25 protein-coding genes and 2 pseudogenes are annotated in these 23,679 nt (G+C 35.7%); 8 read left to right on the top strand and 19 right to left on the bottom strand.

Annotated elements, in window-relative coordinates:
* Positions 1 to 2 precede the first annotated feature (2 nt).
* The 9 genes from E4O00_RS04770 to E4O00_RS04730 form a co-directional block, all read right to left on the bottom strand.
* Entirely contained in the window at positions 3 to 704 is a 702-nt protein-coding gene (locus E4O00_RS04770; protein WP_253678855.1) for an alpha-amylase/4-alpha-glucanotransferase domain-containing protein, read from the bottom strand.
* Positions 685 to 1,887: a polysaccharide deacetylase family protein gene (locus E4O00_RS04765; RefSeq protein ID WP_253678854.1), complete on the bottom strand. Its 1,203-nt coding sequence runs from the start codon at positions 1,885 to 1,887 to the stop codon at positions 685 to 687. Before E4O00_RS04765 ends, E4O00_RS04770 begins: the two co-directional genes overlap by 20 nt.
* 91 nt (positions 1,888 to 1,978) lie before the next feature.
* A complete protein-coding gene (locus E4O00_RS04760) occupies positions 1,979 to 2,518 on the bottom strand; it encodes a hypothetical protein (RefSeq protein WP_253678853.1) in 540 nt (179 codons plus the stop codon).
* A complete protein-coding gene (locus E4O00_RS04755; protein ID WP_253678852.1) occupies positions 2,515 to 3,108 on the bottom strand; it encodes a hypothetical protein in 594 nt (197 codons plus the stop codon). The genes E4O00_RS04760 and E4O00_RS04755 overlap by 4 nt, the downstream gene beginning before the upstream one ends.
* Positions 3,109 to 3,600 carry a hypothetical protein gene (locus E4O00_RS04750; protein WP_253678851.1) on the bottom strand — a complete coding sequence of 164 codons (492 nt, stop codon included), beginning with the start codon at positions 3,598 to 3,600 and terminating at the stop codon, positions 3,109 to 3,111.
* The gene (locus E4O00_RS04745) at positions 3,593 to 4,627 is read right to left on the bottom strand and encodes an RnfABCDGE type electron transport complex subunit D (protein ID WP_253678850.1); all 1,035 of its coding nucleotides are present in this window, start codon (positions 4,625 to 4,627) and stop codon (positions 3,593 to 3,595) included. Before E4O00_RS04745 ends, E4O00_RS04750 begins: the two co-directional genes overlap by 8 nt.
* The gene (locus tag E4O00_RS04740) at positions 4,624 to 5,910 is read right to left on the bottom strand and encodes an SLBB domain-containing protein (RefSeq protein WP_253678848.1); all 1,287 of its coding nucleotides are present in this window, start codon (positions 5,908 to 5,910) and stop codon (positions 4,624 to 4,626) included. The genes E4O00_RS04745 and E4O00_RS04740 overlap by 4 nt, the downstream gene beginning before the upstream one ends.
* Positions 5,907 to 7,364 (bottom strand): hypothetical protein, encoded by a 1,458-nt coding sequence (locus E4O00_RS04735; RefSeq protein ID WP_253678844.1) that lies wholly within the window; start codon positions 7,362 to 7,364, stop codon positions 5,907 to 5,909. The genes E4O00_RS04740 and E4O00_RS04735 overlap by 4 nt, the downstream gene beginning before the upstream one ends.
* Before the next feature lie 5 nt (positions 7,365 to 7,369).
* The gene (locus E4O00_RS04730; protein ID WP_253678838.1) at positions 7,370 to 7,858 is read right to left on the bottom strand and encodes a divergent PAP2 family protein; all 489 of its coding nucleotides are present in this window, start codon (positions 7,856 to 7,858) and stop codon (positions 7,370 to 7,372) included.
* 61 nt (positions 7,859 to 7,919) lie between these two features.
* On the opposite strand from E4O00_RS04730, the gene E4O00_RS04725 reads away from it, so the two are divergent.
* The gene (locus tag E4O00_RS04725) at positions 7,920 to 8,834 is read left to right on the top strand and encodes an RluA family pseudouridine synthase (protein WP_253678836.1); all 915 of its coding nucleotides are present in this window, start codon (positions 7,920 to 7,922) and stop codon (positions 8,832 to 8,834) included.
* Here the strand turns inward: E4O00_RS04725 and E4O00_RS04720 are convergent.
* Complete coding sequence (locus tag E4O00_RS04720) at positions 8,823 to 10,658, bottom strand: methyl-accepting chemotaxis protein (protein ID WP_253678835.1); 1,836 nt, start codon at positions 10,656 to 10,658, stop codon at positions 8,823 to 8,825. The genes E4O00_RS04725 and E4O00_RS04720 overlap by 12 nt on opposite strands.
* A gap of 172 nt (positions 10,659 to 10,830) precedes the next feature.
* Between E4O00_RS04720 and E4O00_RS04715 the strand changes: the two genes are divergently transcribed.
* A complete protein-coding gene (locus E4O00_RS04715) occupies positions 10,831 to 12,081 on the top strand; it encodes a DUF4026 domain-containing protein (protein ID WP_253678834.1) in 1,251 nt (416 codons plus the stop codon).
* Positions 12,082 to 12,083: 2 nt separating this feature from the next.
* Here the strand turns inward: E4O00_RS04715 and E4O00_RS04710 are convergent.
* Positions 12,084 to 14,017 (bottom strand): annotated as a pseudogene (locus E4O00_RS04710) (heavy metal translocating P-type ATPase).
* Positions 14,018 to 14,206: 189 nt separating this feature from the next.
* The gene (locus tag E4O00_RS04705) at positions 14,207 to 14,560 is read right to left on the bottom strand and encodes an ArsR/SmtB family transcription factor (RefSeq protein WP_253678833.1); all 354 of its coding nucleotides are present in this window, start codon (positions 14,558 to 14,560) and stop codon (positions 14,207 to 14,209) included.
* A gap of 137 nt (positions 14,561 to 14,697) precedes the next feature.
* Here E4O00_RS04705 and E4O00_RS04700 point away from each other — a divergent pair, with 137 nt between their 5' ends.
* Genes E4O00_RS04700 through E4O00_RS04680 form a run of 5 tightly spaced genes read left to right on the top strand, consistent with a single transcriptional unit; the run spans position 14,698 to position 17,209 of the window.
* A complete protein-coding gene (locus E4O00_RS04700; protein WP_253678832.1) occupies positions 14,698 to 15,315 on the top strand; it encodes a V-type ATP synthase subunit E in 618 nt (205 codons plus the stop codon).
* A 3-nt stretch (positions 15,316 to 15,318) separates the two neighbouring features.
* Complete coding sequence (locus E4O00_RS04695) at positions 15,319 to 15,870, top strand: DUF2764 family protein (RefSeq protein ID WP_253678831.1); 552 nt, start codon at positions 15,319 to 15,321, stop codon at positions 15,868 to 15,870.
* A 51-nt stretch (positions 15,871 to 15,921) separates the two neighbouring features.
* Complete coding sequence (locus E4O00_RS04690) at positions 15,922 to 16,578, top strand: YoaK family protein (RefSeq protein WP_253678830.1); 657 nt, start codon at positions 15,922 to 15,924, stop codon at positions 16,576 to 16,578.
* A 48-nt stretch (positions 16,579 to 16,626) separates the two neighbouring features.
* Positions 16,627 to 16,809 carry a type II toxin-antitoxin system HicA family toxin gene (locus E4O00_RS04685; protein ID WP_253678829.1) on the top strand — a complete coding sequence of 61 codons (183 nt, stop codon included), beginning with the start codon at positions 16,627 to 16,629 and terminating at the stop codon, positions 16,807 to 16,809.
* A gap of 10 nt (positions 16,810 to 16,819) precedes the next feature.
* Positions 16,820 to 17,209, top strand: a complete 390-nt coding sequence (locus E4O00_RS04680) for a type II toxin-antitoxin system HicB family antitoxin (protein ID WP_253678828.1) — start codon at positions 16,820 to 16,822, stop codon at positions 17,207 to 17,209.
* 262 nt (positions 17,210 to 17,471) lie between these two features.
* Here E4O00_RS04680 and coaD read toward each other — a convergent pair whose 3' ends face one another.
* The 7 genes from coaD to E4O00_RS04645 all read right to left on the bottom strand — a co-directional run bounded on the left by coaD (position 17,472) and on the right by E4O00_RS04645 (position 21,565).
* Complete coding sequence (gene coaD, locus E4O00_RS04675; protein ID WP_253678827.1) at positions 17,472 to 17,954, bottom strand: pantetheine-phosphate adenylyltransferase; 483 nt, start codon at positions 17,952 to 17,954, stop codon at positions 17,472 to 17,474.
* Positions 17,955 to 18,567: 613 nt separating this feature from the next.
* Positions 18,568 to 18,909, bottom strand: a complete 342-nt coding sequence (locus E4O00_RS04670) for a HepT-like ribonuclease domain-containing protein (RefSeq protein ID WP_253678826.1) — start codon at positions 18,907 to 18,909, stop codon at positions 18,568 to 18,570.
* Positions 18,899 to 19,222: a nucleotidyltransferase family protein gene (locus E4O00_RS04665; protein WP_253678825.1), complete on the bottom strand. Its 324-nt coding sequence runs from the start codon at positions 19,220 to 19,222 to the stop codon at positions 18,899 to 18,901. Before E4O00_RS04665 ends, E4O00_RS04670 begins: the two co-directional genes overlap by 11 nt.
* Before the next feature lie 309 nt (positions 19,223 to 19,531).
* Positions 19,532 to 19,942: a putative toxin-antitoxin system toxin component, PIN family gene (locus E4O00_RS04660; RefSeq protein WP_253678824.1), complete on the bottom strand. Its 411-nt coding sequence runs from the start codon at positions 19,940 to 19,942 to the stop codon at positions 19,532 to 19,534.
* Positions 19,939 to 20,187: an AbrB/MazE/SpoVT family DNA-binding domain-containing protein gene (locus E4O00_RS04655; protein ID WP_253678823.1), complete on the bottom strand. Its 249-nt coding sequence runs from the start codon at positions 20,185 to 20,187 to the stop codon at positions 19,939 to 19,941. The genes E4O00_RS04660 and E4O00_RS04655 overlap by 4 nt, the downstream gene beginning before the upstream one ends.
* 320 nt (positions 20,188 to 20,507) lie before the next feature.
* Positions 20,508 to 20,669 (bottom strand): hypothetical protein, encoded by a 162-nt coding sequence (locus E4O00_RS04650; protein ID WP_253678822.1) that lies wholly within the window; start codon positions 20,667 to 20,669, stop codon positions 20,508 to 20,510.
* 65 nt (positions 20,670 to 20,734) lie between these two features.
* Complete coding sequence (locus E4O00_RS04645; RefSeq protein WP_253678821.1) at positions 20,735 to 21,565, bottom strand: hypothetical protein; 831 nt, start codon at positions 21,563 to 21,565, stop codon at positions 20,735 to 20,737.
* A 227-nt stretch (positions 21,566 to 21,792) separates the two neighbouring features.
* Between E4O00_RS04645 and E4O00_RS04640 the strand changes: the two are divergent.
* A pseudogene (locus tag E4O00_RS04640) lies at positions 21,793 to 23,662 on the top strand (hypothetical protein).
* Positions 23,663 to 23,679 lie beyond the last annotated feature (17 nt).

Below are 23,679 nucleotides of genomic sequence, written 5' to 3'. Positions count from 1 at the left end.
CTTTATTTTTCTTTTCCCGATTTTTTTGCATCGACCTTAAAGAAAAGCATCTTTTCGGTTTCAAAGCCGGAATTTAAATCAACCTTCCAAAAAAACAGATTTCTTATTCCCATAATCGGATTTTTTGCCTCAAGAATTTTTTCGTATATGGGAAGAATAATACACTCTGCCACCTCATTCGATTCTATGGTAAAAACCGTTTTTCCTTCGGGTTCATCTATTTGAATCCAAGACATCTTTGAGAAGATATTTTTTTCTTTAGAAGCCTCATATTTTTGATCATCTGCGTATACTGAAACGCTCGGAAGTTTTTTTTCAATAGGGCTTACAGACAGATCTATTTCAACCATAAAATAAGCAGAAAGATTAAAAGGACTTTCGTTTTTTAAGATATATTGAACTTGAACACCTCGATCATTAAAACTGTATTGTTTGCGCAAGGAAACTAATTGATTAAAACTGCGGAAACTTCCTTCGGTTTTCATAAAAAGCTCAAATTTGACCCTGTCGACTTTTACATCCTGATAAAGATTTTCGCAAAAAACGGGCTTGGCAACAGCAGTCTTAAAATCACCCTTTTTAATTATATCAAGTTCATCCGAAGATATAAGATGATCCACAAACAAGCCGGTTTCTTCGGAACATATATCTGCATAGTTTTTATAGGCTGAAAATACATCAAGCTCAAAAATTTTTTCCGCCAAGGGCGTGAATATACATGTTAAGATGCTCCCGCTGGGATATAAACTCCTTAACGCCATCCAAATCAAAATCCAAACTAGTTAAAGAATCTGTAAAAGCACCGGGAATTCGAGTCTGTTTTTCGGCTAAAAGCAAATTTCGGTAGCAGTACTGTCTTAAATACCTGTTATATTTTTTATGCTTACAATCCAAATTAAAAAGAATACCGCTTTCAGCCTTCCACAAATCCAATGAGGAGTTATTTTTACGGGCCTTATCGCCCCGGACCTGATTGACAAGACTATGCACATAAATCATCTTTGCATACATGGCATAAACATTCTGCTTGTTGGCCAAAAGCTGTTTTACCGAAGTTTCTACAAGCTGATTCGAAAATATCGCATTTGAGGCTATAAAACCCTTTTGATATATTCTTTTATTTTTAATGATTTGTCCGGTATGAGTAAGCGAAATCACAGATTCAGTAGCGGAAACACGCTCATAAAACTCCTCCATCCATGATTGCTTGTCCTTCGATTTATCTAAAAATCTAACCGCTGTTTCCCTTGATAAGAAAACTACAAGACTTGTCTCGGTAACAACGCTTGCATAATTACATAAGCAGTCATAAAAGGCGGACGGCTGTAAATCGGTATTTTCAAATTCATATGTCGCAGGAATACCGAATAAGATTTTTCCGCCGTCCTCCATACAAACAGGAGCAAAGGCATTTAAACCGGCTTTGCTAAAAAAACGGGAGTCAAGCAGGCAATATTCCACTCCGCATTTTTGTAAATTTGAAATAACATTGGGATTCCATGCAAAATAGGGAAGATACATTCCGCGAGGTCTTTTATACGAGTGCTTACGCAAAGTGTCCGTCATGTACTCTATCTGACCTATGAGGTCTGCAGAAGGAATCATCGAAACAAAGGGCTCATAAAAGGGATTTCCCAATATTTCTACTTGTTTTCGGCTATGCATTTCGTAAATCACATCAAAAAAAGAGGTGTTTTTACGCTGTATCCATTCCAAAAACCTGCCGTTAAATGCAAGGGTAAATGGAATAGATGGAGAAGAATATAAATTTGAAAAAAAATCTTTATAGTCTTGGGTATAATCTTCTTTTGAAAACTCATCAATGATATTATAGTCAGCGTGAACCGCAAAACATATTTCCAGTTTTTTTTTACCGTTTTTTTCCACAAAAACCCCTTTACACTTTTGCAATATTTCGATTATAAATTATAAGCAAAGCCTTGTCAATCATATGCCCCATTTCAAAAACAAGTGAAAACTAAAAAAATGGCGATAAATCAGTAAGATAAAAAGCCGTCAACATTAGCCCCATGCTTATCAAAAAAAATGAGGCCTTTTTCCATTCGGTAAAAGATTCATTATCTGAAGTTTTTTGTTTTATTGCATTTATGACAAATACAAATACAAAAAGACTTAAAAAACCCGAAATAATCAAATCCATACACTCTTGGTATGCCGAGGCCTGATAGAGGCAAAAAAACACCAATCCCCAACTGAAAATTTTTTCTTCAGGTTTCAAAACACTAAATTTCGGTAATGTAAATTTTAAAATCAAGTTTAAACCTTCTAAAAAAATTATTGTCAAAACAGGAAGTAAAAAACCGGCCCCAAGAGTGTTTAAAACATACCTGCTTGCTCCCCAAAGCACACTTACAGCAATCAAAACCGTTATTAAGTTTTTGATAAAAAATATATATATTTTTTTTGGGCTGTCAAGATAGATATATATACATTCCAAGCCTATTCCGTAAACAAAAACAATCGACGATACAAAAGTATAAAATATAATTAGGCTCATTCTTCTTCTCCCATCTTAATGGTAGGTAATTCTTTAGTAATGGAAAAATAAATCCAGATTATCAAACCGAGGATAATAAAGGCTCCGGCAGTCGTTCCTAAAAACCGGAAAGGCGGATGGCTTGAAAAATAAGGCAGCCTTAGCGATAAAAAGCCGGATGAAACGGGAAAAGAAAGAGAGCCGAAAGCAAAAAACTCCCTTAAGGCTGACAAACCCAAAATCAAGACGGAATACCATATAGGTATATCCAGTGATTCGGAGTCTTCGTAATATTGTTTTAAACCTAAAAAGATGATATATGAAAATGTTAATATATATGTATATACTTGAATAGGTCCATAGACTATAGGTAAGATACCTTCAAGCAAGGCATTAACCAAGGCTGTACCGCTAATCATAAAAACACTTACAAAAACAGAGCTGAACTTGTTAATATCCATGAGCTTTGCTGCATAGTTTCCCAAAAGACCCAAAAATAATATAACCCATAATAAAACGGCTAAAACAATCCCGTACGCAAAATTTGAGGCCGCTGGAATGATGGGACATAGGCCTAAAACAAAGACAATCAGTTTTTTATTGCCTGCCAATTATTTTTCCTCCTCATTGTTTATCTCAAGTTTTTCAAAGGCAGATTCCAGTTTATGTTCGGCGATACTGATAGTCAATGGAGTTATTCCGTAATAAACGGCAGGTTTATCGGCAATTCCTCCTCCCAGACCGCAAAAAAAACATTGCCGTTCCCCTTTAAAGTAAAGAAACAAACCTTGATACATACCATACTTTCCGCTCATATTAAAAAAAGCGGCATAACCTTTTTTTTCTTTCATTTCGACTTCAAAAACCGCATTACAAAAATTCATATTTAAAGAGGAGGGGCTTAAATTTTTTACAAACTTGACCTCCTGATATTCCGAGGTAATAGGAGATTTTTTTATGATATATACAGCTTCCTGCAAGTAGGCATCATTTTTAAGTCCTGAAACTATATAACCGCTTCCCCACAATATAAGCCCTGCAGCCGTAAAAAAAGCAAAAAGGAGAAGGTACTTTTTTATTTGTTCTAAATTAGAGTTATTCATAAATACTCCTTTTTTTCGCCTGTATCTTTATCTCAAGTATTTCGATAAGAGGAGAAATAAGGTTACCTAGGATTACGGCAAAGAAGACTCCTGCAGGGGATGCTCCATGTGCACAGATAAAAAAGGCAAAAACCCCGGTAAAAAATCCGCTCATCGCCTTTCCGTATTTTGTTTTGGGAGAAGATGCAGGATCGGTCATAACAAAAAAAGCTGCAAATAAAACGCCTCCCGTTAAAACTGCCGACAGTATATCGCCTGCAAAATAAATATTTGAAACAGGAACCATTCCGAAGGTCCACACTAAAAATGCATAGGTTGCCAAAAAAACAGAAGGCAGAATATAATCGGCAGCCCTGATAGAAAACAAAATTATTGAAGCTGCCAATGTAACTATATTGTAACGGAAAGCAGGAATTGATGATGTCGAGTTTAAAAAAAGGCTTATATAACCTTCGGGAAGAGTTACACCTACACCATGCAATAAAAGGGAATTAAGGGCAGAAGTAACGGTAAAATCCGTTTGAAGCTTTACAAGACCGTTTGCTTCCATCACTGCAAAAATGCTGCCTTTTTCACTTAAAAGAGCGAAGTCCGAAATCATAGGGGGAAAGGCTTCAGGTCTGGAAATATATGCAGCACATACGGCAAAGGCAACCGGATTTATCCAATTCCGTCCTGTCCCGCCGAAGATGGTTTTTACTATAAATACCGAAAAAGCACTTAAAATAAACACAAAGATAAAGCCTATACCAGCCGGCATAAAAAAGCCTATCAGAAGACCTGAAATAATCAGTTCAAGAGATACAACAAATTTTGAGGAAGCTAAGTATCTAAGTAAATTTTCTACAAATAAAACTCCCATAACTGAAATGACAATATTTAAAAGAGCATAAAAGTCGCCGGTTATAGCCAGAATTAAAATTTGAATACCTAAAAGAGATAAAACTGCAATATTAATCCCTAAAACCGGAAGACGCGTATACACAAAGGGAGCCGCAGTCAAAGACAGGTTCGAGTAAGATTTCATAGAAAACTTCCTTTTTTAATTTTTTTTGACATCTCTAAAATAATGGAGCATAATGGAATACGGGACGGGCAGCAGGCGGAACAACAGCCGCAGCCGCTGCAAATCTTTATTTGCTTTAAAATATCCTCGTTTAAGTCTTCGGCTTCAATCGCTCTGACTATTTTTTTAGGCTCCAAATAAAGAGGGCAGGAACTAAAACATAAACCGCAATTTATACATGCCTCGATAGAATGTTTTTTTATACTGTCCTTGCCCGGGACATGGATAGATTTTAGGGTACTTGTTACTGGAATATCCAAGCTGTCCGCCGACAAACCGCCGATCAGTCCGTTCAAGATAATTTTTGCAGGCATCGTCTTAAAACCGCCGCATTCTTCTATAAGGCTTCCGATGGGGGTACCTATCTTAACTTTTAAGACCTTAGGCTCATTTATAGCCTTTCCTGTTACAAGAACATAAACTGAGGTAATAGGATTATTTGTTCTTACAACCTCATATGTATAGATAGCTGTAGGAATATCTACCAAAAAAGGATTTTCCTTATTTTCAAAATATTTATTTTGAACAAACGGATAATCATTTGAGGCATTTATAAATTTTACCTTACAAAAAGGCTCGCAAGTTTCCGAAATTTTTTCTAACTTGTAAAGCTCTTTTTTATTAAATTTATGAATACAGGTTACAGATGCCGCATTTAAGATTTTAGCCAGTATCCCTATTCCCTCTGCCGTTTCTTCAAAAAAGTTATCGAACAAGATCGAATCAAGACCGGAAGAAGGATCTTTATCGAATAGGTTGATATAAATATCCGTCTCTCCTTTTTTTAAGGCATTTCTTATTTGATAAATAAGGGGTACGGCCGAAATATTTACAGTGTTTAAGATCCCTGAATAACCTATTGCCCTGATAATTTCGGAGTAAGAAGAAGTTCTCCAAGGATAATCAGGCAAGGGACGGCCCAGAATATCAAAAGAGCCTTCAAGTTTTATTGCGGCAGTATGAATAAGACTTCCATCAGGAAGGGTAAAGTCGACAAAATCATACAAAATTCCCGGAATGGAAGAAAATATGCCTACAGAAAAAGGCTCTTCAGTCCTTGCAATAATTTGACCTTCCTTTACGGTTTCTCCCCGCATTACAAGGGTTTCCGGCTGCTTTTTAGAATCAAAAGCTATAGGTATAAAGGCTCTTTGGGGTAAAAAGGCATTCCCTTCAAACGCGGCCGGAAGTTTAGGATATTCTAAAAGCTCTTTACCGCGTTTAAATCTTAAAAATTCCGTCATTTTTCAAACACTCTCAATAATATAATCATCAACGGCATTATAGCCGAAACAAGGGCAACAAGCAATGCCGCACTATTATAACGGTTAAGCGGAAATTTCTTAGGTGCATAAGAAGCGGTTATAAACCGTCCCTGACTGTAAAGCAAGTCCTCAATAGAAGGACTAGGCCTAAAAGAAATAACGCTTTTTATAAACTCATCATCAAAATTGAACACAAGGCCGTCTTGCTCGGTTACTACTCCTTTTTCATCTACAGAAAAATCGCTAAAACTTACCCTTTCGATTTCTTGAGGAGAATGGTCAAGCCGCACAAAGGGCATAACCTTTGCATTCCATGTATCCGAAATAAGGTTTCCCAAATCGGGAAGTTCATCGCCTGTCCTTATCTTTTTTAGTTCATTAAAGGCCTCTTTTGAAAAGCCTGAAATACCAACCTCAGTTTCAGGCACAGGCAAATATAGGGTATTTTGATAAGCCTTCATGGTTTTATTAAAACTAAAATGCAAAAACAAGGATGAAAATACAATAAAAAAAAGAGCACAAGAAGATATTATCAAAAGATGCCTTGTATGCCAAAATTTTGCAACCGATTCCGGATTCATTACATAGGCCCTTATTGTTTTATGAATTTTTTGTGTATCTATCTTTTCTTCTACAAAAAAACTAAACCTTTCAATGATATATGTAAAAGAAGCTCCGGCCGACAAGGCAAAGATAAAAAGAACAAGAGAAATATTACTGTTAAATTTTGCAATTATCAAGGCAACAAAGGGAAAAAAAACTAAAAGAGGATTCTTTTTGATTCTGAACAAAAGTTGCTCCCTGGTAAACTTTAAAGATGAGCCTATCGCTTCAATCCAAAACGCAACCGTATACATGATTAAAATTGAGGAAGAAAGAGCTAAAATGCCTCGTTGAAAGGCTGCATAAAGGACAAAGGGAAAGGCAGCCGAAAGATAATTTTTTTTACGGCAGGTATAGAAAAAAGATACTGCAAAAAAAACAAGAGCAATGCAAAATTGAAACAATGAAAAAGGCGTATCATTTTCTATAAAAAAAGATCCGGTATTTTGCTTTAAAAACCTAAAAAAAGACTTGGTTATCTTCTTATCTGACGGAATATACATATATCTGATATTTTCTTGGTCATTTAAAAACCATTGGGAATACCTCTCCTTATCGGTAAAAGGATATCCTGTATAACCTTGTTCTTCAAAATCCGAAAAGCGGCTCTCAGCAGTTTGGGAGGAAATAACCCCCGTAATCCCGTTTTCTTCCGCTGCCTGCAAAATAGCAGGCTCATTTACATCCATAGGCACAAAAAGAATACGGTAGTCCTTCCACAATGTAGACCTTGAACTCATCGGAACAAAGATCAACAAGAAAAAAGAGAAAATCAGTAAAAAACCTGCAACAATATCAAGACCGAAGATGTATTTTTTAGGTTGATTCATGACTCTTATCCAAAATAAGAAAATAATATTGATGTTATTATGCCTAGAATAATGCCTGCAACAGCTTCAACGGGTTTATGGCCTTGAATTTCCTTTACGGCATTAAAGTTATATCCCTCATTGTTTTCTGCAAACTTTGAACCTAGGTCATTTAGAGCCTTAGCCTGTAAACCGCTGGATCTTCTTACACCCACTGCATCCCTTATAACGATAAGAGCCATAAAACTTGCAAAAATAAAAAGATCCGAGTCAAAGCCCTGCCTTATACCTATGCTGACGGTTAAAGATGCTACAAGAGCGGAATGACTTGAAGGCATTCCGCCGGTACGCCAAAACACAAGTTCTACAAAATCGAGAGGAGTTTTTATTGAGGCATTAAATAATGCAAAAATAGTCTTTATAACCTGACTCATCATCCAGCTTGTTATAGCGGACAAGAAAATCGGATTAGAGCAAAACATAATCCATTGCATTTTATACATCGTTTCCAACATATCCTTAATTCTCTACAAAATAGCTCTTTTGTCAAGTCTGTAAATGGTATATAATATAGAAATGAGTAAAGAAAATAAGATTTTTTATATAGGTGAAGACGATTCCGGCAGACGGCTGGACCGTGTAGTACGCAAATTTTTAGGCAAAATGCCTCTTTCGGGCGTATATTCGGCAATGCGGAGAGGAAAGATACGGGTAAACGGAAAAAAAGAAAACGGTGCCTACATGACCCAAAAAGGCGATGAAATTTCAATGGATTTTAGCCTATTTGCCTTAACGGATTCCGTTTCTGAAGAGAAAAAAAAATATTCGGTTTCAAAACCTGATGTCCTATTAAAAACAAACGATTTAATCTTTATAAACAAAAAAAGTGGAGAGCTTGTACACGGAGAAAAAAGCCTTTGCGAAGCTGTTGCAAAATATTTTCCGCCTAAAGAACAAAGTCTTTCATTTAAAACAGGAGCCCTTCATAGGCTGGACAAGGACACAAGCGGAATTTTAGCCTTTTCTCAAAGCCTAAGGGGAGCCCAAGGCTTTTCAAAGGCCCTTCAAGAAGGAAAAATCGGTAAATTCTACATAGGAATAACCGAGGGAAAACCCTCACTAAAAGAATTTAAAAGCAAAATAAACGGAAAAGAATGTCTTTGCCTAATAAAAATACTTGATTTTTCAAAAGAAGAAAATTTAAGCCTTGTGCTTTTTAATCTTATAACCGGAAGAAAGCACCAAATAAGAATACAATGTTCCCAATTCGGTACGCCCCTTTTAAACGATAAAAAATACGGCTCAAAACAAAAAAAACTATTTTCTGAGTATGTATCACCAAATAAATATTTTTTACATGCTTATAAATTGATTTTTAAAGAAAAATTCTTGGATGAATTACCGAAAGAAATTACCGCCCCGCTTCCAGAAAATTTTAAGAGGGCGGTTAATAGCGTATTCAAGATCGATTTGACAAACCTAAAAACTTAGCTGAGACAGGTACCTCATAACCTTGGCAACAGCCTCCTTATTTTTTCCGCTTATTTCGCTTACCTTGGTTATGATTTCATTTATTTGTCCGGTGTCGCTTCCTATACCGCTCATACCTTGGTCTATCATTTGAGAAATTTCCACTAGCTTGCTAATTTCTTTACTGACATCAGTATTACCTTTAAGTATTGCCAAGGAGCCGTTTTTTACATCGTAAGTTATTTCGCTTATTTCTTTTATCGCATCCAAAACTTGGCTGCTTCCCGAACTTTGCTCTGTCATAGCACTCATTATAGTATTGCTTCCGTTATTTACGGTTGAAAGAATTTTCATTATTTCGGCAAATTGAACTTCCGTAGTTTCAGCGGCGGAACTAAGTTCTTCAATCTTGGTTTTAAGATTATTTAATACGGTTGTAATTGTTTTTCCCTGAGTACTCGATTCCTCAGCCAGCTTTCTGATTTCGTCTGCAACTACGGCAAACCCCTTTCCGGACTCTCCGGCATGAGCCGCCTCAATAGCCGCATTCATTGCAAGCAGGTTTGTTTGACTTGCGATATGCTGAATAACATTGGATGCTTCCAAAAGGCCTTCGGAATCATCTGTAATGTTTTTTGCTATTGTGTGTGCTGTCGAAACAGCCTGATTACCTGATTCTGCAGAAGCGTTTAGTTTTTCGATTGAGTCCACATTCTCTTTTACGGTTCTTGTTACGGACTGAATATTGGAAACCATTTCTTCTATCGTTGCAACAGATTCCGTAACGGCTGCAGATTGGCTTTCAATATTTTTTCCTAATTTTTCTATACCTGCGGCCATTTGTTTTAAAGTTCCCTGCATCTTTACAACACCTGAAGATTGATCTTGTATATGATTTCTGGCAGAAGAAATATTATCGGTTATCTTTCTGACAGCCTCAGAGGTTTTATCCATGTTTGAAGAAAGAAACTCGGCCGTGTCTCCTGAAAGGCCTACACTCTCATTAAGATCTCTCATAAATGTTTTGTTAAATCGTAGAAGCTTCCCGATATCTACCAGTAAAAGAGCAATCTCATCCCTGTTCCAGCTTGCAATAGACTCTTGTTTATAATTTCCGTCAGCCAAATCCTTTATTATTCTTTGAATCAAAAAAATTCGGACCTCGATAGATTTTACTATTATTCCCAAGCTTAGTATGGATAAAACTAAACCGTAAATAAACAGGGGTAAAACGGAACTTATAAGTCTTTCATAAATGTTTTGATTTTCATAACGGACAATGGGAGCAAGCACAAGGAGGATGACCGCAACAATACAGGTTAGACTTGCAATAGTAATTTTTTTTATCATCGAAAAAGATAGGTATTTTTCTTCGACAGGAATAAAGGAAACCCATCTTTCAAAAGCTCTAATAGTGCTTGAAGAAAATATAGTGCCGAGCAAAAATATATTCCCTATGGTGCTAAAAAGGGATGATAGAAACAAACCGGTTTCACCAATAATGCCCACTTCCAAAGAGATAAGAGGTACGGCAGCGGTAAACAGCAAGGGGATAACCAATAAAAATGTCTCATACCTTAGGATGTTCTTTTTTGCTTTTTCGGGGTTTTCTTCCCAATTTATAATTGCAGGAAAAAACAGTTTTTGTTTTATGATAGGACTTAAGACGGCAATCAAAATACCTGCGATGAAGGCTTTGGAACTTACAACAGCCCTCAAATTAGCTGAACTTCCAACAAAAATTGAGGTAAAAAAATTACCTGCAATCCAGCCAATATTGGTAAATAAATCTAAAACTAAAATTTTTTTTGGCGGCGGGGGAACAATTACATTAAGTTTTTCCATAAAATTATCTCCTTTATATGTTAATTTTAAACCTTTTATTTAAATTCCGCAAGGTGAAATTTGATTTATCTTAAACATAAAAAATAATACAATTTAAAATTTTATCTTGCAGTATAAAAATTTTTATTGTATAATTTATCTAAGGTGGGGATGATCTTTTAGGAGGAAAAAGATGGAAAACAAAAAAGTATCATGTATGTATGCCATCCCCTTAATTCCTTTACACTGTGAAAAAGGATTAGAGGAGCTTGATGAAATTGAAATTAAGCTGCATCATAATATAGGTTTTAAAATTTTAGAATTACACAAAACAGAACACAGACTTGATGTTAGAATTTTTTATAAAGACAGTGAGTATAATCTTTCAATAAGCATTACGGACTTTTCATCGGAAAAATTAAAAGATTTTATGTACAATCATATTTTTACGGAAAACGAAAAAGAATTTATAAAAAAGGCAAAAAATGCCGTTTTGACCGAGATGGTATGTAACGGAAACCCTCTAAACTCTTATCATCTTCAAATAAAAATTATAGCCGAGATTTTACATAAAAATCTTATTGCAGTTTATGACTCAAATTCTATCAATGTTCTTTCGGGAAGATGGGTTGAACACGCTGCAAAATCCTCCGTTCCGCCTTGTCCCTTATATGCTTTTTCTATTCATGCTGTTCCCGATAAAAAAGGAGATTTTATATGGCTTCACACTCACGGCTTATCGCGATACGGCTTAAATGAGCTTGATATTTTGGACTCAAAGCCTGACTTTTGTATAGAACACTCCCATTTGCTTCAAAATTTGGCATTAAACTTAATATGCGGAGCCGACAAAAATTGTGCATACATAGGAATACTGCAAGACCATACACCTATTATCTGCTCGCTTGTAATGTACAAAGATGCATTAAATTACTACCAAAATAACAATGTTGCAATTCCTGAAGCCCTTTCTCCCGATAATAAACATACCGATGACAGCCACCTTGCAGTATTTTTATTTACTTCAGCCGCCGAATACAAGGAAAAACATTACCGTCACATAAGTGTTTTTGAAAAGAAAAGGTTTGAAAACCCAATTTATTTTATATCGGAAACGGAAATGCATAGGAGAAAAATTTTGGCAGAAGAACGCTTCGGATTTGTAAAATCTCATTTTGAAAAGAAGGCTTCATCTGTTCTTATAAAAATCTCTATTCCTGTCGATAAGGAATTTTACTCTGAAGAAAACAAAATAGAATATATTTGGTTCGAGCTCCAAAAAATTGCGGAGACTGAGCTTACATTAAAATCTATTCAAGATGCATATTACGTAGAAGGCATAGAAAAAGAAACCGTCACAAAATACAATATCGAATACATGAGCGATTGGATTATTTATACCGGTAAAGAGATGATAACCCCCGATGATGTATACCGTTTATAAGCCTATCTTTTTGCTCTTAAAGAATTAAATACCGCCAATAATGCAACTCCTACATCGGCAAAAACAGCAGCCCAAAGATTGGTAAGGCCTAAGGCACCCAAGGTTAAAAAGCCTAACTTTATACCGAAGGCTAGAGCTATGTTTTGCCAAACGATTTTTCGGGTAAATCTTGCCTGTTTTACGGCAGCGGCAACAAGCCGAGGATTATCATTCATAAGAACAACATCAGCCGCCTCGATAGCAGCATCGCTGCCTATGCCGCCCATGGCTATACCTACATCGGCACGGGCCAGAACCGGAGCATCGTTTATACCGTCCCCGACAAAGATGACAGAGGCCTTTTTATTCTTAGCCTTAACTTCATCCGAAATTTCTTCAAACCTTACAACTTTTTCATGGGGTAAAAGCATTGAGGTATAGTTATTTATACCTAAATCTTCTGCAATTTTTTTGGCAGCCTTTTCGTTATCGCCGGTCAGTATTTCAATTCTTGAAAGACCCAGCTTGTTTAAGTCTGATACAGCTTCTTTTGATTCGTTTTTAAGAGTATCGGTTAGGATTAGACAACCCATGTATCGGCCTTCATAAGCAACATAGACTTGGGTTCCGCCTATTTCGTCTCCGTATAAAGAAACACCGCTTCCTATAGATTCTCTTATAAAAGAGTTCTTACCTGCCAAAAGAGTCTTGCCTTTGTAGTTTACCGAAATACCCTTTCCGGCCTTTTCGTAATAATCGGTAAGCTCTGCATTCGTAAAAGTCTTTGTTTCTTCCTCAGGCAAATTAACCAGAGCACAATCCTGCACAGCCTTAGCTATCGGATGATGGGAGTTAAATTCTGCAAGGGCGGCTAATTTTAAAAGCTCGTCCTTTTCTACATTGTCTGCAGGCATTAAGGCTAAGACCTTTAAAACGCCCTTGGTAAGAGTTCCGGTTTTATCGAAGACTACACTATCCGCCTTTGAAAGAGCGTCAATATAATCCGCACCCTTAATCAAAATACCTCTTTTTGCAGCTCCTCCTATTCCGCCGAAATAGCCTAGAGGAACAGAAATTACAAAGGCACAGGGACATGAAATAACCAAAAATACAAGACCGCGCGAAACCCAAGGAGCAAAACTTTCCCAGCCGATAATCGGCGATGAAAAAATGAGGGCATTTACTATGGGCGGTAAAACAGAAAGAAGAACAGCACCTATCGTAACTATCGGAGTGTAAACCTTTGCAAAGGAAGTAATAAAGCGCTCTACCCTAGCCTTTCTGTTTTGTGCGGATTCGATGAGTTCAAGCATCTTTGAGGCGGCCGTATTTTCCAGTGAGGCGGTTGTTTTTACCGTTATAACTCCTGTTAAGTTTACAAAACCTGCAAGGACGGAGCTGCCTTTTTCGGCAGTACGCGGAAGGCTTTCACCTGTCATAGAAGATGTATCAAGCTCGGCACTTCCTTCATAGATAATTCCGTCCAAGGGGATTTTTTCTCCGGCTTTTACAAGCACAAGGGAACCTACCTCTACTTTTGAAGGGTCTACAAGCCTTTCTTCTCCACCTGGTTTATAAATGCGGGCAAAGTCGGGACGGAGATCCATAAGCTCGATGATTGAACGCCTGGATTTTTTCGACAGCCGAGTGCTGAACCACCTCGCCTAAATTATAAAAAAGCATAACTGCGGCACCCTCGGTCCAATCTCCCAAAATAAAGGCACCTATGGTTGCAACCGTCATTAAAAAGTTTTCGTCAAAGACCTGCCCCTTTAAAATATTTTTTTACTGAGGTAAGCAATACCTTGTAGCCTGCAGTAAGCCAAGCTATAACAAATAAGGGTGTTGAAAAAGCAAGGTAAAAATTTTGAATTCGAATTCCCGTTTTAGGAAAAAAAACATGAGTAAAAATACCTAATACAAACAAAAGGGCCGAAATACCGAACTGAATTATCATCTCTTTTGAAGAGCCGTGATTATGTTCACAGCCGCAGCCTGAATGTTCATGATGGCCGTGTCCGCACCCGCAGCCTGAATGCTCATGCGAGTGATGATCGTGCGAGCAGCCGCAATGTCCGTGCTCATGATGTCCGTGATTGTCATCATGGTTATGACCGTGGCGTTCATGTTCTTTTTTATAATCCATTTACTTACCCTCCCTGATGTGTTCCAAACCGACGGAATATAAGATTCCGACGTGGTTATCGTCTATTGTGTAATAAACCTGTTTTCCGTTACGGCGGCTTTTTACTATTTTAGCCTGCCTTAAAATTCTAAGCTGATGAGAAACGGCTGAAGCGGACATTTCCAAAACTTCAGCAAGATCTGCCACACAAAGCTCTCCCGAAATCAAAGCGGAAACTATTTTAATCCGCGTAGAATCGCCGAAGTTTTTAAAAAAATCACCTAAGTCACTCATAGTCTGTTCGTCGGGCATCTTAGCCCGTGCATGAGCCACAGTTTCTTCATTAGAAATACCTATCTCTTCATCTTCTATCATAATTTTATCACCTATTCATATGAACAACTGTTCATTTATCATTATAATAAATTTAAAAAAATTGTCAAGTCCTATCTTGCTAAGAATTAAATTTTCTGTTACAATATTGAAAGCATAACTTTGTTAAGGAGAAACATATGGAAGTTCAATTGCAAGAGCTTGTTGATAAGATAAAAAAAGAAGGAGTTGCTGCTGCAGATGAAAAAGCAGCAGAAATTATCAGGACTGCAGAAGAAAAAGCAAAGAGTATCATCGAAAAGGCAGAAGCTGAAGCACAAGAAAGCATCAAAAAGGCAGAAGCTGAAGCACTCAGATTTCAAAAAGCTGCAGAATCTTCAATAGACCAAGCCAGCCGAAATACACTCATTTCATTCAGACAAGGTCTTTTAAATGAACTAAATGCAATTATAAAGGCCGAAACAGCCAAAAACTATGACTCATCAGTTCTTAAAAACCTTATTCCTGAAGCAGTCAAGGGCTGGGTAAAGGCCAACAACTCTGAAGATTTATCTGTTATTCTTTCAGACAAGGATCTTAAAGAGCTTGAATCATCCTTGAGTGCAGCATTAAAAGAGCATGTTTCTAAGGGATTGGAGCTTAAAGCCGACAGCAAAACAGCCGGCGGATTTAGGATCGGTACTAAGGATGGAGCCGCCTATTATGACTTTTCGGCAGAAGCCGTTGCAGACTTATTCTCGTCATACCTCAGCCCCAAAACAGCTGAAATCTTAAAAAATGCGGCAAAGGAGCTGTAAAAGGTGGCATCTTATTATTATTTGACGGCTCAACTGCCTTCAATTTTTCCTAATCTCCAGCCTCCTATGAGCTTTAAGGCTTTTAAAGAACTTGCCCTACGCTCTCTTTCAGAAAAGGATGCTCAAATTTTGGAAACACTCTCTCTTGAACCGCCTAGAGAAGATATAAGCACCGGCTCGGCCTATTTGGATAAGTGGTACGAGTTTGAACGCTCCCTCAGAATAGCTCTTGAGCAGGTGCGTTCGGCAAAGCTAAAATGGGAAGTTCCTATTTCCTATGATGAAAGAGTCTTGCTTTCGTCGGCATTTACACCTGTACAAATTGCAAGAACAGCAGCTTCAATGCAAAATCCGCTTGAAGCCGAAAACTTTTTGGACAATGCAAGATTTCAGGCTGCCGACACGGTAAGAGGAGCAGAAGTATTCTCGTCGGATGGAATTTTTTCGTATGCGATTAAACTTCTTTTGAGGGAAAGAGCCTCCAAATTCGATACCGGAAAGGGAAAAGAAGAGTATTCTTCGCTATATAACTCAATTCTTGATGAAGAAAAATAAGCAGACTAGGCCCGGTTTAAAATTGCCGGGTTTTCTGCTGACAGGTTAGCTATGTCCGGTAAATTAAAAGACTTGCGGTTTAAAGTATGGATAGCCTTTTTAACCATCTTGTCGGGGTATATAAATGCAGGGGCTATTCGCAGCTTTTCTTTGCCGGTAAGCCATCATACGGGGAATGTGAGTCATCTCGCCCTTTCAATCGGAAATAAAAACAGTGAAGAGGTTTTAGCCCTTATCTTTATTATTCTTGCCTTTTTTGCAGGAGCCTTTTTGTCGGGCCTATTGTTCCACGAAAGAAAATTTGCATTAAAAAAAAGATACGGCATCTTATTGATGGGTCTTGCCTTAATATTTTTCAACTTGGCCTTTTTCAAAACCCAAGTGCCTCAAAACCTCAAAACATCAGCCCTAAGCTTTGCTGCCGGAGTTCAAAATGCCATGTTTATCTTTTACGGAGACATCCTTGTAAGAACCACCCACATAACGGGCTACCTCACAGACGCAGCCTTTGCCTTAGCTATGTGCATCCGGGGCAAAAAAGACAAATTCCGTTTTTTTATCTTTTACAGCCTTAACATTCTCTTTTTCTTAGGCGGAGGAATTGCAGCAAGCCTTATCAAAATCGACTCATTTTTTATAATCTCAGCAGGTCTTTATTTTATTGCAGGCCTTTACTATTTTGTGATGAGGAAAAAAGGAAAGATTTAAAATAAATTTCCCATTGACATACGTATTTTTTATACGTATAATTAAAATATGACAGCAAAGGAAGTGTTAAAGCTTTTAAAGCAAAACGGCTGGTATATTTGTGAAACTAAAGGTTCACATTATCAATTAACACACTTAAAAATAAAAGGAAAAATAACGATTCCCTTTCATGACGGAGATCTAAAAGCAGGAACATTGAATAGTATTTTAAAACAAGCAGGATTAAAATAAGAGGTATAAAATGAAAAATAAAACATATTTAGCTGTTTTTGAACCGGCAGGAGATGGTGCATATAGTGTGTATTTTCCTCATGTTTTAGGTTGTGTAAGCTATGGAAAAAACTTTATCGATGCACAAAAAATGGCAAAAGAAGCGTTAGAACTTCATATATATGGAATGGAAAAAGACGGCGATAAGCTGCCGGTTGAAGACTTTTCAGATATTCAAACAAACGATGGAGATATAGTTTGTGCTATTACTATTTACCCTGACCTTGTAAAAAATGAAATAGACAGCAGGCGTGTTAGGACAAACTGTACTATTCCCTATGGTTTAAAGTTAAAAGCAGAACAACAAGGTATAAATTTTTCTCAAGTCTTGGAAACGTCATTAAAAGAATTGGTATTATAAGAAGTCCAAAACCAGCCTTTTGAGCAAAAGGACTTGTGTATATTTATTCATTTTAGAATAAATATAAGCATAAAATTAAGAAAAAACAGGACACCGGCTATCGAAATATATAAGCGGAATGGTTTTAGTAAGAACCAAAGGCTATCAATAACCAAGCTTATAGGTGCAAAGAGCCTAAAAAATCTTAGCCGCAAGCCGGAAAAGAAAAATGGGAACTAAAATTTCTATAACAAACATAGCACACCCTTCAACAAAATCAAGTTTAAATTCTATCCATTTTTTCGTTTAAGGCCTTTTCGACTATGGGAGGAACCATCCCGGAAAGGTTGCCCTTGAAGGCTGCCAATTCCTTTATGGAGCTTGAACGCAATACAAAGTACTTTGTGTCGGGAACCATAAAAACGGTTTCTATCTTTTGATTTAAGCCCTTATTCATCACGGCAAGATCGAATTCGTAGGAAAAATCGGAAACGTTCCGCACTCCGCGGATTAAAACATTTGCCCCGATTTTTTCGGCATAATTTACTATCAGCGAATTCCAAGTATTTACAAAAACATTATCCCATTTTTGGGTAAGTTCTTCCATCATATTTTTACGCTCTTCGCCCGAAAACAAGTAGTTTTTGTTGTTATTTACGGCGATTACTACATGCACCTCGGTGAATATCTTTTGAGCTCTTTCAATTACGTTTAAATGCCCGAAGGTGGGCGGATCAAATGACCCTGCAAAAACAGCTTTTACCATTGGCCTACTCTAACATATTATGGGGGCTTTAATCAAGGTATAAATTATTTTTCATAGTGGTATCTATCGGTAAGGTTGAATATCAGCATACATAGACTGCATATTTCTTATAAACTTATCTACTTTGCTATTACTCATCTCCAATTTTCTGCTTCTTCATATTGTTCTTTTCTTATATAAACAGTGATAATATTGTTTTTAACCATGGTAAGACATCTATGGTATATATAGACCATGCCATCTAGAAAATAATTTTTCCATGGTTTTTCCTCAATACAGTGCTCAAATTTTAAAAAAGTAATATAACGCTTTATCTAAATCATCTTTATCCAAATACTTTCTGCCTATGTAGAAATCCTGATAAAAGTATTGGCTATTCTTCCGGCTATAAGCAAAAGTAACACAATAAAAAGCGAAGTAATAAATCGATGGTCCTCGCTAGTACTTGATACATTCCAACAAACAAGAATCCCCGGTAATACAAGTAGTATAACATAAAGCATTTTTAAACAAAGTGTTCTACTCATTTTCTATCCTTAGTGTCAAAGCCGTAAATCCAACATTGTTTTAAACCGGAACACGGCTCCTCCGCAATATCAGGCTGAAACGGGTGTTAGATGAAATTTTTTGATTTTATTTGATCCATTAACTCAGGAATTGATTGAGATGCAATCAGCCAAATTCGATCCGTTAGAATTTCCCCATAGTCATGAACAATTTTGTTTCTTAATCCAATAATTTTCTTCCAAGGAATATCCGGATTTTCTTGCATAAAATCTTTGGACAGATGATTTGCCGCTTCTCCAATTATTTGTATTAATCGTTCAATTGCTAATCTTTTTATACGATTATTTACAAAACTATTATGATTTTCGTCTTTTAAAATATCAATCACTTCTTGTGAATATTTTAATATATCGTAAATATAACTTTTATCACGCTCATTATGAAACATAAAGAGGCTCCCGAGAATTCATTATTGCTTCTCTTCTATATGGATTTACTAAAGCTGCAGGTTCCACTATATCAATATTTCTTTTTGTAATATTTTGAAGATAATCTTGTATATCTAATATATCAAAAAGCGATATTTTCTCAGAATTTCTAAACTCTATAAGAAAATCAACATCACTTTCACTCGTAAAATCATTTCTTATTGAAGAGCCAAAGACAGATATTTCTTTAATATCATACTTAGAAATTATATACTCTAAATCTTTGTGAGTTACATAGATTCCATTGTTTGAAAGCTTCTCAAATACAGTCATTTCTATTTCCCTTCTAAATATACTATATTTTTATCAAAATTTCAAGATAAAGTTAATTTCTTGCTTTAATAGCAATTAAAAAAGCTTAGTATTTGCTTAGATAAAATATTCCTTTATATTTTTTAATTATTATGTGTTAATTTATTTCTGTAATTATCATTTTTATAATATTACCACTTCAAATATCATATAATTAAAGAAAATCATAATTATTAGATTTCATTTATTTTTCTACCGCCAAAGGCTTCCATCTAACATTGTTTTAAACCGGAACACGGCTTCTCCGCAATGTCAGGTTGAATATGAGTGTTAGGTTATTTCTTCAATCAAGTCAAAATATTTTGTTGGCGTAAAAATTAATGGTTTATCAATTTTTATATATTCAAAATCTTTGTCTCCGGTAATCAAAATATCGGAATCAGATAAAATTGCAGATGCAAGAACCGGTAAATCTTTTACATCCCGAATTTTCGGATATTGCTTTTCATCAATTTCATCAGCATTTTTAAATTCTTCAGAATTAATTCCATCAAAAAAAATATTCAATAGTTCTTTTTTTAATGGAAATTTCTTTTCAAAAACTGCTTCGCATTCTTTCTTCGTATATGAAGAAATTATCACCGTATGCTTTTCAAGCAAATGGGAAAAAACTCCAGCCGTTTTACCATTAGGAAAAAGTATCGCAGAAATAACGATATTTGTATCTACAAAAACTCTCAACGTGCTTTCCGTAATTCCCTGATATAAGTAATAACATCATCTTCTGTTTGAAACCCTGCTTTTTCAGCTTCTCCTTGCATTTGAGCTTGAATATTTGATAAACTTATTTGAGACGCATTCGTAATGTAAACCTTTCCTCTATTCTCCTTAAAAAAAACTTTATCACCGGTTTTTAATCCAAGCAGATTTCTTATCTTAAGAGGAATCGTAATCTGACCTTTTGAAGTTACTTTTGCAAGTTCCATAAACATCTCCTTACTTTCCTTACTTATACTATACCGCAATTAGATACTTGTCGTCAATCCAAAAACCAAAAAAAAGCGGAAAATGCGTGAGATTAAAGCTAAATATAAGCTCTGTCAAAAATTACAGATTGAATATGACTGTTAGATTTGCACTTGTATTATTATTTCGTATTGTTTGGATTAAGTTGTCTTCCACGATTACCTTAATTTTAGTTATACCGGCGGTTTGTTCCGGATGTTCCCTTATTAGGATTCTGCATATTAGGTTCATTATCAGTCGGTTTGATCGGTTTATTTTTGCTCATAGTATTCCTCTGTATCTATTTAAAAACAACACTAATTTTAATCTTTTCGGCTACAATGTCGGAAGCCTCTAACCTATAAGCCATCGTTGGAATAGTTTGATGTTCCTGTTTAACATCATTGATATACCAATTCTCAAAAATTTTATTTAGAGACAAAATCGCTTCAAAGTCTAACATGCGCTTGACCTACAACAAAGCTTGTTCTTGTTGTCAGCGTTGAAGCGGGTGTTAGGTAATTTTCTCTAAAACTTTATTTCTTCAAAGTTATTTTCACTGACTACAATTGTACCATCTGGTAACATAAACACAACCTCATCCCAATATTCTTTTTTACAGGTATGTTCTTTTTCGACATATACAAAATAAATAATCCATTTTTTATTTACCTCATCCAGAGAATGCAATTCATATGAGGAAAAAAATAATTCCCGTTTACATAATTCTCTTATATAATAATCGGCAATTTCTTTTAGCTTTTCTTTCTTTATATGTTTTTTTAATTCTTTTTCAGTAAAGTTGCTTTGTATATCAATAAGTTCTTGTCCAATTTTCCATGTGCAATGCATTTTACCTAAATTTTTACTTGAAGAAAGTCCTTGAATAAATTTTAAATTTTTCCTTGAATAATTTACCTGATACAAGCGAACATCCCGAGTCTTTACTTTTACCATTTTTTCTAAGTAAAGCGGAAATTCATTTTCCATAATAAAAAAAGAATTTATCAAAAGCTTCAAATCAGATTCAAAATCATATATCGCCATAGTTCCAAATTGTCCCAAGGTCTTCCCATTTGTCATAAAAGAAATATTTTTATCATCATATATGATAGTAACGGTATATGGAAACCAACACTTACCCCAATCTCTGCTTTTTACAACATTCAAATTATTAATAAACGCTTTTTTTTGATTCTCATCTAATTTTATGGTAACTTCCATTTTAATATTTTTAACAATTACTTCCTGAGCTGTTTTTATTTTGTTTAATACAAGATAGTCTATTTTATCTTGAGTATAAGCTGAATAAATTATAGCATTAAAAAAAATAATTGCAAAACATACTTTATTTTTCATTTACTCTCCTGCGCCAAAAGCGTCAATCTAACATATTTTCTCACTTTTTTCATTATACTCCCCACCCCCTTTTTTTGTCAATCTCATTGACATTTTTTTATATTTTTAAAGGAATTCGGAATGGCAGCCGAAATCCGAATCGAAAAGCTAAAAAAACTGCACATAATCAAAGATAAGGGGCTCGGCTAAATCTTGCTAAAAATCCTATATTGTGCTATTATATGCAAATGATGAAAAGAAAATTTGTACAAAAACTTTGTTGTTTTATTCTTATTTTAATATTTTCTCAAGGCCTAGCCCCTGTTTTTGCCCAAGAAAATGACAAGTCAATTAAAGAAATAAGATCCGATGCCATGGATTTTTATAGAAACGAAATCGCAGCAGCCTCACTAAACGAAATTTCTGCCGAAAATTTAGGTGTTTGGCAGGAAGTGCTCAATGCCTCTCTTTTTATGCTCATAAGGAATAACGAGCTTTACCGAGGTAGGATGCGCCTTATTATTGAAGAAAGTCAAATAATCAAATGTAAAATTTACCCTGACGGAACTATCCTTGTAAGCACCGGTTTATTAGACTATATTGAAGCGAAAATTGCAGAAAATTTGGTTGCCTCGCCAAGAAGAATAAAAAACTTAAACATTGAAAGAGAAAAAATGCTCTCTGCCTTTTTAGCCCATGCAGCGGCATCTTTTGCCCTTGACAATAAGCCGGTCTATTTTTCCGATCCGAGAAGAAGCGGAGAAAAAAACGGCGAACTTTTAAAAGCATATAATTTAACGGCAGACAGCTTTACCCTGATTCTTTTAAAACTTGCAGGATACGATTCAAACATTTTTTATAATCATCTTGAAGAACTAAAAAGAATTCAAACGGATCCTAATTACGCAAAAAGATTTGAAACTTTTTTTACCGAAAATTTTTCACCGCAACAGCGTATAAGTAATTTGCTTAAACACAAGGATGAAGCAGAAGCAATTGCCGATGAAATTTTCTATGTGCTTGATGCCGTTAGAAGCGATGATGAAAATGCCGTTGAAGATGCAAAACAAAGAATCTCAGCCCTGCGGACTTCCTTCCCGAACAATATGTATTTTAAAAGACTGGCAGCAATAGCAGCCCATAAAAAATGGGAGGCAGGACTTTCAAAAGAAAACCTTTTGACTGCCTACCCTGCAGGAATGAAGACTTCAAAAAAACTAAACACCAAATATGAAATTTTAAATTTTGACCCGAAAAGCCTTTTGATAGACCAAATAAAAAAAGATGAAACGGGCATTCCCGGAAATATAAACGATTATGATGAAGCAGTAAGGGCTTATAAAAGCTATCTCAATTCAATCGGAGAATCGGGGATGGAGTCATCCTATGCAATGCTTCTTTTTTATTCTCCCAATATCAACGATAAAGCCGAAGCCCTTTCTCTTGCAGAAAAAGCGTACTTAAGCGAAAGCGGAACGGAAAGTATGATTGCAAGCACAAACTATGCTTCGCTTTTATACCTTTCACAAAAAGATTATACCAAGGCAAAGCTCCTTTTGGAGCCGATGATAAAAAATACGGCAGCAAATGCAGACAGCCTGTTTTTAATTACGGGAAGCATGATAGATAAGAGAATTATTATTTTTAATTATGCAAGAATGCTTTTTGGTTTAGGCGAAGTGAACAAGGCCTTAAAGGCAAGAGAACAATTACGCAATTTAATTTTCTCTATGGAAAAATACACGCCCATTATCTTAAAAAAGATTAAACTCGAAGACACCACAGATGATCTGATTGAGCATTGGGGAAAACCTTCAGGAATAAAATACAATTATTTTTCCGAAAAATGGTTCTATGATTTTTTTAAATGCCGAGGTTTCGATTTCGACTTCAACAAACAACAATATAGAAAAAATTTCGATTTTTACAGGCTCTACTTTGTCGTTACCGAATGACTTAAGAATAGGTGAAAGCAGAAAATCTTTTGAAAGTTTTTTCGGTCCTTCTCTTTATATATCAGGAGATTTGGAAAACTATTTTTATAAGGCAAATAAAATTCAGGTTCTCTATTTAAACGGCTTTATAAGACAGATTTTTATCACAAAACTTGAATCCTAATTATTTGCCATAGTTTA

It is taken from the genome of Treponema sp. OMZ 788 (genome assembly GCF_024181245.1).
In the GTDB taxonomy this organism is placed as follows: Bacteria; Spirochaetota; Spirochaetia; order Treponematales; family Treponemataceae; genus Treponema_B.
This window is presented reverse-complemented; position numbering and strand designations above follow the sequence as displayed.